This is a genomic window from Kitasatospora sp. NPDC023120 (assembly GCF_055560835.1).
On sequence record NZ_JBVHHY010000002.1, the window covers coordinates 335,935 to 349,915 of the forward strand.

General features: G+C 72.5%; 15 protein-coding genes. 9 read left to right on the forward strand and 6 right to left on the reverse strand.

Features of this window, described 5'->3' with window-relative positions; translation table 11 throughout:
* Positions 1 to 33 precede the first annotated feature (33 nt).
* On the forward strand, positions 34 to 957 hold the full coding sequence (locus ACZ3TI_RS04085; protein ID WP_465723022.1) for an ADP-ribosylglycohydrolase family protein: 924 nt from the start codon (positions 34 to 36) through the stop codon (positions 955 to 957).
* Positions 958 to 1,016: 59 nt separating this feature from the next.
* Here ACZ3TI_RS04085 and ACZ3TI_RS04090 read toward each other — a convergent pair whose 3' ends face one another.
* Complete coding sequence (locus ACZ3TI_RS04090; RefSeq protein WP_465723024.1) at positions 1,017 to 1,283, reverse strand: GlsB/YeaQ/YmgE family stress response membrane protein; 267 nt, start codon at positions 1,281 to 1,283, stop codon at positions 1,017 to 1,019.
* 218 nt (positions 1,284 to 1,501) lie between these two features.
* A complete protein-coding gene (locus ACZ3TI_RS04095; RefSeq protein ID WP_465723026.1) occupies positions 1,502 to 1,768 on the reverse strand; it encodes a GlsB/YeaQ/YmgE family stress response membrane protein in 267 nt (88 codons plus the stop codon).
* Between the two features lie 186 nt (positions 1,769 to 1,954).
* Here ACZ3TI_RS04095 and ACZ3TI_RS04100 point away from each other — a divergent pair, with 186 nt between their 5' ends.
* A complete protein-coding gene (locus ACZ3TI_RS04100) occupies positions 1,955 to 3,205 on the forward strand; it encodes a glycosyltransferase (RefSeq protein WP_465723028.1) in 1,251 nt (416 codons plus the stop codon).
* Between the two features lie 86 nt (positions 3,206 to 3,291).
* Here ACZ3TI_RS04100 and ACZ3TI_RS04105 read toward each other — a convergent pair whose 3' ends face one another.
* The 4 genes from ACZ3TI_RS04105 to ACZ3TI_RS04120 form a co-directional block, all read right to left on the reverse strand.
* Positions 3,292 to 4,839: an NCS1 family nucleobase:cation symporter-1 gene (locus ACZ3TI_RS04105; protein WP_465723030.1), complete on the reverse strand. Its 1,548-nt coding sequence runs from the start codon at positions 4,837 to 4,839 to the stop codon at positions 3,292 to 3,294.
* A 39-nt stretch (positions 4,840 to 4,878) separates the two neighbouring features.
* A complete protein-coding gene (locus tag ACZ3TI_RS04110) occupies positions 4,879 to 5,892 on the reverse strand; it encodes a TIGR03842 family LLM class F420-dependent oxidoreductase (RefSeq protein WP_465723032.1) in 1,014 nt (337 codons plus the stop codon).
* A gap of 85 nt (positions 5,893 to 5,977) precedes the next feature.
* A complete protein-coding gene (gene hydA, locus ACZ3TI_RS04115; RefSeq protein WP_465723034.1) occupies positions 5,978 to 7,408 on the reverse strand; it encodes a dihydropyrimidinase in 1,431 nt (476 codons plus the stop codon).
* A gap of 11 nt (positions 7,409 to 7,419) precedes the next feature.
* On the reverse strand, positions 7,420 to 8,262 hold the full coding sequence (locus ACZ3TI_RS04120) for a nitrilase-related carbon-nitrogen hydrolase (protein WP_465723036.1): 843 nt from the start codon (positions 8,260 to 8,262) through the stop codon (positions 7,420 to 7,422).
* A gap of 522 nt (positions 8,263 to 8,784) precedes the next feature.
* On the opposite strand from ACZ3TI_RS04120, the gene ACZ3TI_RS04125 reads away from it, so the two are divergent.
* From ACZ3TI_RS04125 to ACZ3TI_RS04155, 7 genes are all read left to right on the forward strand, one after another.
* Positions 8,785 to 8,862 (forward strand): putative leader peptide, encoded by a 78-nt coding sequence (locus ACZ3TI_RS04125; RefSeq protein ID WP_107086570.1) that lies wholly within the window; start codon positions 8,785 to 8,787, stop codon positions 8,860 to 8,862.
* A gap of 197 nt (positions 8,863 to 9,059) precedes the next feature.
* On the forward strand, positions 9,060 to 9,602 hold the full coding sequence (locus tag ACZ3TI_RS04130; RefSeq protein ID WP_465723038.1) for a cysteine dioxygenase: 543 nt from the start codon (positions 9,060 to 9,062) through the stop codon (positions 9,600 to 9,602).
* A complete protein-coding gene (locus tag ACZ3TI_RS04135) occupies positions 9,596 to 9,982 on the forward strand; it encodes a rhodanese-like domain-containing protein (RefSeq protein WP_465723040.1) in 387 nt (128 codons plus the stop codon). Before ACZ3TI_RS04130 ends, ACZ3TI_RS04135 begins: the two co-directional genes overlap by 7 nt.
* A 210-nt stretch (positions 9,983 to 10,192) precedes the next feature.
* A complete protein-coding gene (locus tag ACZ3TI_RS04140) occupies positions 10,193 to 11,443 on the forward strand; it encodes an ABC transporter ATP-binding protein (RefSeq protein ID WP_465723042.1) in 1,251 nt (416 codons plus the stop codon).
* Positions 11,433 to 12,101 (forward strand): ABC transporter permease, encoded by a 669-nt coding sequence (locus ACZ3TI_RS04145; protein WP_465723044.1) that lies wholly within the window; start codon positions 11,433 to 11,435, stop codon positions 12,099 to 12,101. The genes ACZ3TI_RS04140 and ACZ3TI_RS04145 overlap by 11 nt, the downstream gene beginning before the upstream one ends.
* Positions 12,098 to 12,775, forward strand: a complete 678-nt coding sequence (locus tag ACZ3TI_RS04150; protein WP_465723046.1) for an ABC transporter permease — start codon at positions 12,098 to 12,100, stop codon at positions 12,773 to 12,775. The genes ACZ3TI_RS04145 and ACZ3TI_RS04150 overlap by 4 nt, the downstream gene beginning before the upstream one ends.
* Positions 12,776 to 12,824: 49 nt before the next feature.
* A complete protein-coding gene (locus tag ACZ3TI_RS04155) occupies positions 12,825 to 13,778 on the forward strand; it encodes an ABC transporter substrate-binding protein (RefSeq protein ID WP_465723048.1) in 954 nt (317 codons plus the stop codon).
* Positions 13,779 to 13,981: the final 203 nt, after the last annotated feature.

Sequence of the window (13,981 nt, forward strand, 5' to 3'; positions counted from 1 at the left end):
ACCGCACACAGTTGATCTCACATGGAGGATGACATGCGTGCGGCCGGTCCTGTCCTGGACAGCCTGCAGGGGCTCGCCCTCGGCGACGCCTTCGGCGACCGCTGGTTCTCGGTCCCGGTGGACGAAGCCCCCTCGGCGCTGGCCGCCCGCCTGGTCCGCCCCGCGCCCTGGCACTGGACCGACGACACCGCGATGGCGCTCGTGCTGGTCCGTCACCTCACCACCCACGGCGAGGTCCGGCAGGACGAGCTGGCCGGGGAGTTCGCCGCCGAGTACACGCGCGAGTACGGTCGCAAGTACGGCCCGTCGATGCACCGCGTGCTACGCGGGATCCAGGCGGGCGGGGACTGGCGCGCCATCACCTCCAGCCAGTTCGAGGGCCAGGGTTCGCACGGGAACGGCGCCGCGATGCGGGCCGCCCCGCTGGGCGCCTGGTTCGCCGACGACCTGGCCGAGGTGGCCCGGCAGGCCGAACTGCAGGCGCTCACCACGCACTTCCACCCGGAGGCGGTGATCGGTGCCGTCGCGGTCGCCCTCGCGGCGGCGTTCGCCGTCCGGAGCCGGGGCGAAACCCCGCCCGGCCGGGCCGAGTTGCTGACCGAGGTCGCCGGACGGCTGCCGGACAGCGACGTCCGGTCCGGACTGCGGATCGCCGCCCGGTTGCCCGGGCACACCAGCGTCCGCCACGCCGCCAACGTGCTCGGTTCCGGGGTCCTGATCTCCGCCCCGGACACCGTCCCGTTCGCCCTGTGGTCCGCCGCCGGGCACCCGGACTCACTGCCCGAGGCGCTCTGGCAGACCCTGGAGGGCTGGGGCGACCAGGACACCACCTGCGCCATCGCCGCCGGGGTGGTCGCCGCCCGCACCGGGCTCGCCGACGTCCCGCCCGCCTGGCTCGCCGCGCGGGAGGAACTGCCCGACTGGGTCGCCGGATCGGCGGCGCCCGCGGCCCGGTAGCCGACCGCGACGGCCGGTCGGCGCCCGCTGGCCGGCGACGGCCGGTCGGCACCGGCCGGTCAGCGCCGGACGATGCGGAGGAGCACCCCGTAGATGAAGAGCAGCACCACCGCGCCGCCGATCGCCGACACCCAGGTCGTCAGGTCGAGGAAGCTCACCTTCACCGACCCGTGCATCCAGTGCGAGACGATCCAGGTGCCGACGTAGGAACCGGCGATGCCGATCAGGGTGGTGCCGATCAGCCCGCGCTGACCCTTGCCCGGCATCGCCATCCTGGCCAAGGTCCCCGACACCAGGCCCAGCAGGATCCACGCCATCCAGCTCATCCGTCGCCCCTCGCGTCATCGGCGTGACGGCCCCATCGAGACTCCGGGCCCGGACCGAAGGACGCGAGAGGGCGCCGAATGGTTTCCGGCGCCCCCGACGACCCACGCGAACCGGCCACCGGGACCGCCCCCGCTCCGAACGACCCGCGAGTGGACGGCATGCCCCGCCGCCGCCCCTTCGCCTCGCCCTCACCTCGCTCTCGCGGCGAACTCACCCTTCATCGGCGCGAGTTGCCGAAGAGCAGCCGGTAGACGATCAGCAACACCAGGGCGCCACCGATCGCCGACACCCAGGTCGCCCCGTCGAAGAAGTGCGCGTTGATCGACCGGTGCATGAAGTGCGACGCGATCCAGCCGCCGACGAAGGACCCGGCGATGCCGATCAGGGTGGTCACGATCAGGCCGCCCGGGTCCTTGCCCGGCAGCAGTAGCTTGGCCAGCGCTCCCGCCAGCAGGCCCAGCACGATCCACGCGACGATGCTCATCCGTCCGTTCCTCCCGTCCGCGGCGCGACGGCCCCGTTCCGTGCGCTCTGCCCCGGAGGACGCCCCCGCCCACCACCCGGTTCCGACCCGCACGGGCCACAACGTCCGGAACCGGCCACCGCCCTCCCCCTCCCGACCGCGCGTGGCGTCCTTCCGGCGGACCGTCCGCGCCGGAATACTGCGGCCATGCGCATCCTGATCGCCACCGCCGGGTCCCGTGGCGACGTGGCCCCCTTCACCGGGCTCGGGGTCCGCCTGCGGGCGGCCGGCCACCAGGTGGCCGTCGCCACCCACACGACCTTCGCCCAGTCCGTACGGTCGGCCGGGCTGGAGTTCCGCGCGCTGCCGCTCGACCCGCGCGCGGAACTCGCCTCCGAACAGGGCCGACGACTGCTGAAGGCCGGCAGCGGACCGGCGGTCGTCCTCCAACTCCTCCGTCTTGGCCGGAAGTTCATGCCCTCACTCGGCGACGGCATCGTCGAGGCGGTCGCGCTCGGCACCGACCTCCTGCTGACCACCAGCACCACCAGCGCGCTCGGCCAGGTCGCCGCCGAAGCCGCCGGCCTGCCCACCATCGGGCTGTTCCTCCAGCCCATCGCCCCCACCCGGGAGTTCGCTCCCGCCGTCACCGGCACCCGGTCGCTCTCCGGGCCCGGCAACCTGCTCGCCGGACACGCCGTCCAGGCCGCGACCGACCAGTTGTTCGTCCCGGCCGTCCGCGGGCTGCGCCGCCGGCTCGACCTGCCGCCGCTCGGCATCGGCAGGGCCCGACGGAACCACCCGGTCCTGCACGGGTTCTCGCCGACGGTCGTCCCGCGCCCGGCCGACTGGCACCCCCGGCTGGACGTGGCGGGCTACTGGTGGCCGGCCACGCAGCCGGACTGGCAACCCCCGGACCGGCTGGTCGACTTCCTCGCCGCCGGTCCACCGCCGGTGTTCGTCGGCTTCGGCAGCCTGGTCGTCCCGGACCCGGAACGACTCACCGCCACCGTCCTCGCCGCCGCCCGTACCGCCCGGGTGCGCCTCCTCCTGCAGACGGGCTGGAGCGGCCTGGCCGCCGAGGACTCGGACACCGTACTGACCATCGGCGACACCCCGCACGACTGGCTGTTCCCCCGCACAGCCGCCGTGGTCCACCACGCGGGCGCCGGCACCACGGCTGCCGCCCTCCGCTCCGGCACCCCGACCATCCCCGTCCCCGCCCAATTGGACGCCCCGTTCTGGTCCGCCCGACTCGCCGCCCTCGGCGTCTCCCCCGGCGCCGTCCCCCTCCGGGCCCTCACCCCCGCCCGCCTCGCCACCGCCCTCCGCCGCACCCTGGACACCCCCCGCTACCGCACCCGCGCCCGAGCCGTCGCCGCCACCCTCGCCACCGAGGACGGCGCGGCGAAGGTCCTTGCCGCCGTCGAACGGGTCAGGGCAACCGGGGGCGGCTGACAGCGGACAGCGGACAGCGGACACATCACAGATCACAACGAACAGACGACAGATGACAGATGACAGATGACAGATTTCCACATCTGTCATCTGTCCCCCGTCACCACCCGTCGCCGGAGGTTGAGGAGCACGTAGAGCCCCGCCGCCGCCGCGAGCCCGACGGCCCAGCCGTAGTCGGCGAGCGGCTTGAGGACCGGAATGAGCCCGTCGACCGGGAACGGGCCCTGCTTGGCGCCGTGCGCGTCGACGGTGGAGTACGAGCCGCCCACCGCCAGCAGGCCGCCGACCAGCAGCGCCGTCACGGCCCGCCAGTTCCACCCGCCCCTGTACCAGTACGCCCCGCCCGGCCGGTACAGCTCGGCGAGGTCGAGGCGGGTGCCGCGCAGCAGCCAGTAGTCCGCGATCAGCACCCCGGCGACCGTGCCGAGCAGCCCGCCGACCACGCCCAGCCAGGTGAAGATGTAGACGTGCGGGTCGGAGATCAGCCGCCACGGGAAGATCGCGATCCCGACCACGCCCGTGATCAGCGCCCCGGTACGGAAGTTGACGAACCGGGGCAGCAGGTTGGCGAGGTCGTACGCCGGGGAGACCACGTTGGCCGCGATGTTCACCGACAGGGTCGCGACCAGGACGGTCAGCAGCGCGAACAGGATGCCGACCGGGTTCTCCATCTTCGCGGCGAGCTGGATCGGGTCCCACACCGCTTCGCCGTAGACCGCCTGGGAGCCCGAGGTGACCAGCACGGACAACAGCGCGAAGAGCGTCATCGTGGTCGGCAGCCCGAGCGCCTGGCCACGGATCTGGGCGCGCTGGCTGCCGCCGAAGCGGGTGAAGTCCGGGATGTTGAGCGACAGCGTGGACCAGAACCCGATCATGCCCATCAGCGTCGGGAAGAAGACCTTCCAGAACTCGCTGCCCCACCCCAGCTTGGACGGCTGGTCGAGCAGCGGCCCGAACCCGCCCGCCTTGACGGTGATCCACACCAGCAGCGCGAGCGCGCCGACGATGACGAACGGCGCCGCCCAGTTCTCGAAGCGCCGCAGCGCCTCCATCCCCCTGGCGATGACGGCCATCTCGATCAGCCAGAACACCAGGAAGGAGAGCCACTGGGTCCACGGGTATCCGACGAACTCCTCCGCGGTGCGCCAGGATTCGCCGAACAGCTTGCCCGCCAGCAGGAAGATTCCCTCCCCGCCGATCCAGGTCTGGATGCCGAACCAGGCACAGGCCACCGCCGCCCGGACGAGCGCGGGCAGGTTGGCGCCGCGCAGCCCGAACGACGCCCTGGCGAACACCGGGAACGGGATGCCGTACTTGGTGCCGGCGTGCCCGGTGAGCAGCATCGGTATGAGCACGATCAGGTTGGCGAGTGCGATGGTCAGCACCGCCTGTTTCCAGTCCATCCCGATCGCGACCAGGCCCGAAGCCAGCGTCCAGGAGGGGATGTTGTGGGCCATGCCGACCCAGAGCGCGAGGAAGTTGTAGGTGGTCCAGGTGCGCCGCGCCACCGGGACCGGCCGCAGGTCGTCGCTGGTGAAGCCGTTGGAAGGCAACTCCCCGGTGGCCGGGTCGAGTTCGACCCGGCCGTCGGGGTGCTGCCGCTGTCTGCCGCCGCCGGTCACGGTGTCGGCCATGGGCAACTCCCGTCTGCTGCAACTGGGTTCACGAAAGAATCAGAGGTGGGGGATGACGTCCGTCCCGTAGGCGTCGATGGTGGTCTCGATCGCGTCATGCATGGCGTAGACGGCGAACTGGTCGACGCCGAGCGAGCGGAGTTCCGCCAGTCGGGCGCGCTGCGCCTCCGCCGGGCCGATCAGGCAGAAGCGGTCCACGATCTCGTCCGGGACGAAGGCCGTGTCCGGGTTCCCGGCCCGGCCGTGGTGGCTGTAGTCGTAGCCCTGGCGGTTCTTGATGTAGTCGGTGAGCGCCTCCGGCACCAGGTCGGAGTGCTCTCCGTAATGGGTGACCAGGTCGGCCACGTGGTTGCCGACCATCCCGCCGAACCAGCGGCACTGCTCCCGGGCGTGGGCGAGCGCAGCGGGAGAGTCGTCGACGGTGACGTAGGCGGGGGCGGCGACACAGATGGTGACCGAGTCAGGGTCCCGGCCGGCCTCGACGGCGGCGGCCCGCACCCGCTTGACCATGAACTCCGTGAGGTACGGATCGGCCAACTGCAGGATGAATCCGTCAGCTTGATGCCCCGTCAGCGCGAGCGCCTTCGGCCCGTACGCACCCATCCAGATCGGCAGCGACGCACCGGGGCCGACCCACGGCAGGTGCATCTCGGTGCCGTCCACCTCGACGGTGCGCCCCTCGGCCAGCTCCTTGATGGCGTGCATGGCTTGAGAGAGCCGGGCGAGGGTGGCGGGGTGGCGTCCGGCGACCCGCATGGCGGAGTCACCGCGGCCGATCCCGCAGACCGTGCGGTTGCCGTACATGTCGTTGAGCGTGGCGAAGAGGGAGGCGGTGACCTCCCAGGTGCGGGTGGAGGGGTTGGTGACCATCGGGCCGACGGTCAGCCGCTCGGTCTCGGCGAGGATCCGGCTGTAGATGACGAAGGGCTCCTGCCACAGGACGCAGGAGTCGAAGGTCCAGCCGTGGCTGAACCCGGCCTGCTCGGCGCGGATCATCCGGTCGATGAGCAGGCGGGCGGGCGGGTCGGTCTGCAGGACGAGGCCGATGTCCATAACTGGCTCCAATGGCAAGGGTGGGACCGCCGCCCGACCGCCGGTGCGGCCCGGGCGGCGGCGGGTCGACAAGGGACGTACGGGTTCAGACCAGGTACTGGCAGGTGTCGCGGCGCAGGAAGGTGCCGTGCCCGGCCCGGCCGAGCCAACTGCCGTCGTCCAGCACGACGGTGCCCCGCGAGAGCACCGTCCGCACCCGCCCGGTGAGCCGGCGCCCCTCGTACGCGGAGTAGTCCACGTTCATGTGGTGGGTCGCGGCGGACACGGTCTGCACCGCGGTGGGGTCGTAGACGACGAGGTCGGCGTCGGCGCCCGGCGCGATGGTGCCCTTGCGCGGGTGCAGCCCGAACATCCGGGCGGGTGTGGTGCAGGCGATCTCGACCCAGCGGCGCCGGCTGATGTGCCCGTCCACGACGGCCTGGTGGAGCAGGTCCATCCGGTTCTCCACGCCCGGAAGGCCGTTGGGGATCTTCGAGAAGTCGCCGCGCCCGAGCTCCTTCTGCCCGACGAAGCAGAACGGGCAGTGGTCGGTGGAGACCACCTGGAGGTCGTTGGTGCGCAGCCCGCGCCAGAGCGCCTCCTGGTGCTCGCGCGGCCGCAGCGGCGTGCTGCAGACGTACTTGGCGCCCTCGAAGCCGTCGGCGCCCTCCTCGGCGAGGTTGTCGGTGGAGAGGAACAGGTACTGCGGGCAGGTCTCGCCGAAGACGTTGAGCCCGGCGTCGCGGGCCCGGGCGAGTTCGGCGAGGGCGGCCGCGGCGGAGACGTGCACCACGTAGAGCGGGCTGCCGGCCACCTGCGCGAGCTTGATCGCCCGGTGGGTGGCCTCGGCCTCCAGCAGTTCGCGGCGGACCTCGCCGTGGTAGCGCGGGGCGGTCTTCCCGGCGGCAAGCGCCTGTTCGACCAGGACGTCGATCGCGATGCCGTTCTCGGCGTGCATCATGATCAGCCCGCCGTTGGCGGCACCCCGCTGCATCGCGCGCAGGATGCGGCCGTCGTCGCTGTAGAAGACGCCGGGGTAGGCCATGAAGAGCTTGAAGGAGGTGGACTCACCGGAGTCGACGAGGGCGTCCATCTCCTTCAGCACACCCTCGTTGACGTCGGAGACGATGGTGTGGAAGGCGTAGTCGACGGCGCAGTTGCCGTCGGCCTTGGCGTGCCAGGCGTCCAGGCCCTCGCGCAGCGAGCCGCCGACCGGCTGGACGGCGAAGTCGACGATGGTGGTGGTGCCGCCCCAGGCGGCGGCCCGGGTGCCGGTCTCGAAGGTGTCGGATGCCGCGGTGCCGCCGAACGGCAGCTCCATGTGGGTGTGGGCGTCGACGCCGCCCGGGATGACGTAGTGGCCGGTGGCGTCGATGACGGTGTCGGCGGTCCAGGCCTCGGCGGCGGAGCTGCCGGTGGCGGCGAGGGCGGCGACGCGCTCGCCCTCGACCAGGACGTCGGCGTGGAGTTCCTCGGTGGCCGTGATGACGAGGCCGCCGCGGATGACGGTGCGCTGCTGCGGGTCGCGGGTGGTCATCGGGCTGCTCCTCAGGCCTCGGCGAGCGGTCCGTAGGCGTCGGGGCGGCGGTCGCGGTAGAACGCCCACTGCTGGCGGACCTGTTCGATCAGGCCGAGGTCGAGGTCGCGCACGACGAGCTCCTCCTCCTTGTCCGAGGCGACGTCGCCGACGAACTGGCCGCGCGGGTCCACGAAGTAGGAGGTGCCGTAGAAGTCGTTGTCGCCGTACTCCTCGGTGCCGACGCGGTTGATGGCGGCGACGAAGTACTCGTTGGCGACGGCCGCGGCGGGCTGTTCGAGCTGCCAGAGGTAGGCGGACAGGCCGCGGCTGGTGGCGGAGGGGTTGTAGACGATCTGCGCGCCGGCCAGGCCCAGGGCGCGCCATCCCTCGGGGAAGTGGCGGTCGTAGCAGATGTAGACGCCGACCTTGCCGACGGCGGTGTCGAACACCGGCCAGCCGAGGTTGCCGGGCTTGAAGTAGTACTTCTCCCAGAACCCCTTGACCTGCGGGATGTGGTGCTTGCGGTACTTGCCGAGGTAGCTGCCGTCGGCGTCGATCACCGCGGCGGTGTTGTAGTAGACGCCGGTCTGCTCCTCCTCGTACACCGGGACGACGATGACCAGCCCGAGTTCGCGGGCGAGGTCCTGCATCCGGCGCACGGTCGGGCCGTCCGGGACGGCCTCGGCCCAGCGGTAGTGCTCGGGCTCCTGGACCTGACAGAAGTACGGGGAGTTGAAGACCTCCTGGAAGCCGATGATCTTCGCTCCCTGGGCGGCGGCCTCGCGGGCGTACCGCTCGTGGAGGGCGATCATGCTCTCCTGGTCGCCGGTCCAGCGGGTCTGGACGAGCGCGGCACGGACGATCTGCGACATGGGTACCTCCGCAACTCCGCGGTCCGGCCGTACGGTCGGGCCCGCGGTCCGATGGTTGACGGGGCGGGTCTCACCCGCGGATCCGCTCGGGGATCCGCAGGGGTCTACGTGCGTAGAAAGCGATCTGTAGACGGTAGGCCGGGCCTTGGTGGCCTGACAATACGTTGGCGGTAACGCGTCTGGGGCGGTCTTGTTACGCGGACACGCGGACGGTCCTGGGTGGGATGAAACGGTCATCTACCCCGAGAGTGGCCTCCTTACTCATGCGGCCACTCGCGCGGCCGCTCGTCCGACCGCTCATCCGACCGCTCATCCGACCACTCATGCGGCCGCTCAACCGACCGGCACCGGGCAGCCGGGGTGCGGGGCGGGCAGGACCGGGAACGACCCGCGCGGCCGGGACCGGGACCGGCGCGGCCGGGACCGGGACCGACCGGCGCGGCCGGGACCGGGACCGACCGGCGCGGCCGGACCGAGGGCCCGGCTTGACTTCCTCCGCTTCGCTCGGGAAGGATCCGGCGCATGGACTCCGGCGCCACTCTGGTCTGCCGCCTGCACGTCGATCTGCGACGCCAGGCGAGTTCCATCTGTGCCTGTTGACCTTGCTCTCCCCCGCCGGTCCCGCCCTGTGACGCCTGCCAGGGCCCGCGCCGCGCACCCGTACTCGCAGTCCTGACCTCCCGCCCTCCCCCGGCGCACCCCGTGCGTGCCGAGCCGCCCCGTCGGCCCGAGCCCGTCCACCGCCGCCGGACCCGGGCGCACCCTGCCGACGTTCCCGCGCACCCGAGGACGCCCCGATGAGCCCGCACCCCAGCCCGGCCCCCGTCTCCGAGAACCCGACGGCCGCTCCGCCCACGGCGGCTCCCACGACGGTGGAAGCCCGGGCCCCGCTCACCCCCAGTTCGCTGCGGACCATCGTCCGCGAGCTGGCCGAGCAGCCCGACCGGTGGATCCACCACGTCCGCCTGTCCACCGAGGAGCGCTGGTACCGGCGCCTGGTCGCCGAGGACGACCACGAGGTGTGGCTGATCAGTTGGCTGCCCGGACAGTCCACCGGCTTCCACGACCACGGCGGCTCCCGCGGCGCGTTCGCCGTCGCCCTCGGCGAGTTGGAGGAGCTCTCCCTCGGCGGACCGGAGCAGGGCCTGCTGATCCGCCGTGTCCCGGCCGGCACCGCCCGCGCCTTCGGCCCCGAGTACGTGCACGATGTGCGCAACACCGCGTCCGGGCCCGCCGTCACCCTGCACGCCTACTCGCCCCCGCTGAGCTCGATGGCGCACTACGACCTGCGGGCCGGCGGGCTCGTCCGCACCTCCGAGGAAGGACCCGAACAATGGTGACCACGATCGACGACCTGGTGGAGCGGGCCCGCGAGGGCGTCCACCGCCCGCGCGCCAGGGATGCGTACCAGGCCCAGCTGGACGGCGCGCTGCTGGTGGACATCCGCCCGGCGGCGCAGCGGGCGGCCGAGGGGGAGATCCCGGGCTCGCTGATCATCGAGCGCAACGTGCTGGAGTGGCGGCTCGACCCGACGGGGAGCCACCGGATCCCCGAAGCCTCGGGCTACGACATCGAGGTGATCGTGGTCTGCTCGGAGGGCTACGCCTCCAGTCTGGCCGCCGCCTCGCTCCGCGAACTGGGGCTGCACCGGGCGACCGACCTGGACGGCGGGTTCGTCGGCTGGGCGGCGGCCGGCCTGCCGACCCGTCAGGGCGGCTGAGCGCGGAGCCCTGCCGCGTGCCCGGACGGTAAATCAGGGACAGGAGATGATGCAGGTCATACTCTGATCAGAGTTTCCGCCGGTCCAAAGCTGGGCAGCCACGCGGGCGGAAGTACGCCCGGGCGCTTGAAACCGCCGTCACCGAACGACCCGAACGACCGACCGACACAGGCGCCGCCTCCCCGGGGCGCCCTGACGAGGAAACACCCTGTGATCAGATTCGAGGGCGCCGGAAAGCGCCACCCCGACGGCACCATCGCCGTCGAGGGCTTGGACCTTGAGGTTCCGACCGGTCGGATAACCGTCCTGGTGGGACCGTCCGGCTGCGGCAAGACCACCCTGCTGCGCATGGTCAACCGGATGGTCGAACCCACCTCGGGCCGGGTGCTGCTGGACGGCGCCGACGTCGCGAAGCTGGAGCCCGCCAAGCTGCGGCGCGGCATCGGGTACGTGATCCAGCAGGCCGGGCTCTTCCCGCACCGCAAGGTGATCGACAACATCGCCACCGTCCCCTACCTGCTCGGATGGGACCGCAAGAAGGCCCGCGCCCGGGCCGCCGAACTGCTCGAACTGGTCGGGCTCGCGCCCGAGACCGCCAAGCGGTACCCGTTCCAGCTGTCCGGCGGCCAGCAGCAGCGGGTCGGCGTGGCCCGCGCCCTGGCAGCCGATCCGCCGGTGCTGCTGATGGACGAACCCTTCAGCGCCGTGGACCCGGTAGTGCGCGCCGGGCTCCAGGAGGAGCTGCTGCGGCTGCAGTCCGAGCTGCACAAGACGGTGCTGTTCGTCACCCACGACATCGAGGAGGCCGTCCGGCTCGGCGACCAGGTGGTGGTGCTGCGAGAGCACGGCCGGATCGCCCAGCTGGCCGACCCGCACACCCTGCTCACCACCCCCGCCGACGACGGCGTCGCCGCCTTCCTCGGCCGCGACCGCGGCCTGCGCGGCCTCGGCCTGCGCCCCGCGCGCGCCGTCGCGCTGCGGCCGGTGGGCAAGGGGTCCCCGGATGGGCTCAAGAGCGGTGTCCAGGACCGGCTCAAGGACGGACTGGCGTACGGGGCCTGGGAGTTGGCGCTGGACGACGAGCGCCGCCCGATCGGCTGGATCGACCGCGACGCCGTCACCACCGAGCTGCACCCGGTCGCCTCCTTCCGGCCGGACACCGACACCCTGCGCACCGCGCTGGACGCCGCCGTCCTCTCCCCCGCCGGGGTCGCGGTGGCGCTGGACGCCGAGGGCCGGGCCACCGGCACCGCGAGCCGCGAGGCCGTCCTCGCCGCGCTCCGACCCGACGGCATCACCTCCACCGACGGCGCAGCCGCAGTCGGCGCACCCGCAGTCGGCGCCTCCACCGACGGCGCACCCGCAGTCGGTGCCCCCACCGACGGCGCACCCGCAGTCGGCACATCCACCGACGGCACATCCGCCGGCGACGCCTCGGACGGAGCCCACGGTGGACGATGAACCGATCGTCCGCTGGTACTGGATCGGCGACCACCTCGGCTACCTCGGCCACCTGCTCGCCGACCACGCCGTGATCGCCCTCGTCCCCGTGCTCATCGGCCTGCTGTTGGCCGTGCCGCTCGGTCTGGCCTGTGCCCGCTTCCCCCGGCTCTACCAGCCGCTGGCGGCCGTCTTCAACATCGTCTACGCGCTGCCCTCGCTGGCCGTGTTCGTGGTGCTGATCCCGTACACCGGGCTCGCCACCCAGGCGACCGTGATGGTTCCGCTCACCTTCTACGCCCTCGCCGTCCTGCTGCCGACCACGGTGGACGGGCTGCGCGCCGTCCCGGACGCCGTCCGGCAGGCCGCGACCGCGATGGGGTACGGGCCCTGGCACCGGCTGACCTCGGTCGAACTGCCCGCCGCCGTCCCGTACCTGATCGCCGGGCTCCGGGTCGCGGCGGTGTCCAGCATCTCGCTGGCCAGCGTCGGGGCGCTGGTCGGACGCGGCGGCCTGGGCTACCTGTTCATCGACGGCTTCCAGCGCACCTTCCCGACCCCGATCGTGGCGGGCATCGCGCTGATCGCCGTCCTCGCGCTCGCCGTCGACCTGCTGCTGGTGGGCGCCCGGCGGATGCTCGCACCCTGGGCCGTCCGGGAGCAGGGGGCGGGCTCGTGAACTGGCTGAACTGGCTGGGCGACTTCTTCACCGCTCCGGACCACCGCAGCGGTCCGGACTCGATCCTGCACCGGATCTCCGAGCACCTGCTGCTCTCCGGCGAGGCCCTGCTGTACGCGGCGCTGCTCGCCGTCCCGCTCGGGCTGCTGATCGGCTACACCGGGCGCGGCGTCACCGTGGTGACCGCGCTGGCCGGCGCCGCCCGCGCCCTGCCCACCCTCGGCCTGGTGACGCTGGCGGTGCTGCTCGCCGGGGTCGGCGACACGGCCGTCCTGGTCCCGCTGGTCGCGCTCGCGGCGCCGCCGCTGCTGGTGGCCGCCGTCGAGGGGGTGCGCGGCACCGACCCGGACGTCCGGGACGCCGCGCGGGGCATCGGCCTGACCCACCCCCAGGTGCTGCGGCAGGTCTGCCTGCCCTCGGCCGCGCCGACCCTGCTCGCGGGCTTCCGCACCGCGACCGTCCAGGTGATCGCGACCGCCACGGTGGCCGCGTACGTCGGGCTGGGCGGGCTCGGCCGCTACGTCATTGACGGGCTGGCGACCCGCAAGTACGCCGTGACGGTGGGCGGGGCACTGCTGGTGGTGCTGCTCGCGGTCGCGGCCCAGCTGTTCTTCGCCCTGCTCGCCCGGTTCGCGCTCCCGCCCGGGGTGCGCGCCCAGCACCGGGCCCGCTGAACCTCCTCTCCCCATCATCTCCGGAAGGACACCTGTCACCATGTCGACAATGAAGCGAAGCCGGCGTGCCCTCGTCCTCGGCACGCTCGCCGCACTCGCCCTCGGCGCCACCGCCTGCGGCTCCTCCGGCGGCGACCCGCTCGGCGGGGGCTCGAGCACCTCGGCGGCCACCGGCGCGGGCAGCTCCGGCGGTGCGGCCGGCGCGGGCGGCTCCGGGTCGACCGTGGTCGTCGGCTCGGCGAACTTCCCGGAGAACGTCCTGCTGGGCTCGATCTACTCGCAGGCCCTCAAGGCCAAGGGCGTCAAGGTCGAGGAGAAGTTCAACATCGGCAGCCGCGAGGTGCTCTACGGGCAGCTGCAGAGCGGCAACCTGACCGTCCTGCCCGAGTACAACGGCGCGCTGCTCGCCTACCTGGACGCCAAGTCCACCGCCGTCAGCACCCAGGACGTGAACGCGGCGCTCGCCAAGACGCTGCCCGCCGCGCTGGGGATCCTCGACTCCTCCCCCGCCGAGGACAAGGACTCGCTCAGCGTCACCCAGGAGACCGCCGACAAGTACGGCCTCAAGAGCATCTCCGACCTGGCCGCGAAGGCCGGCGAGTTCACCATCGGCGGACCGCCGGAGTTCAAGTCCCGCCGCGAGCAGCAGTTCAAGGACGTCTACGGGCTGACCTTCAAGGAGTGGAAGCCCAGCGCCGACACCACCGCCAACGCGCTCAAGGACGGCGGGATCCAGGTCGGCAACGTGTTCACCACCGACCCGAAGATCGTCCAGTACAAGCTCGTGCCGCTGGCCGATCCGAAGAACGCCTTCGGCGCGCAGAACGTCACCCCGCTGGTCAACAAGGCGGGTGTGGACGCCACGGCGGCGGCGGCGCTCAACGCGGTGTCCGCCAAGCTCGACACGGCTGGGCTGACGGCGCTGATGAAGCGCGTCGCGGTGGACAAGGAGGACCCGTCGGCGGTGGCCAAGGACTGGCTGAAGTCCAACGGTCTCGGCTGACGGCTGGAGCTGCACGGATCGGACTGCAGGGACGGACCGCACTTCACGGATCGGACTGTGCGGATCGGACTGTGCGGATCGGACACGCGCGGCCGGCGGCGGCCCGGGGAACGCCTTCCCCGGGCCGCCGGCAGTCGTTCCGGAACCGTCCCGTCGGGAGGTCTCCGGAGGGCCTCGGGAGGGTCCCGGGAGGGTCCCGGGCG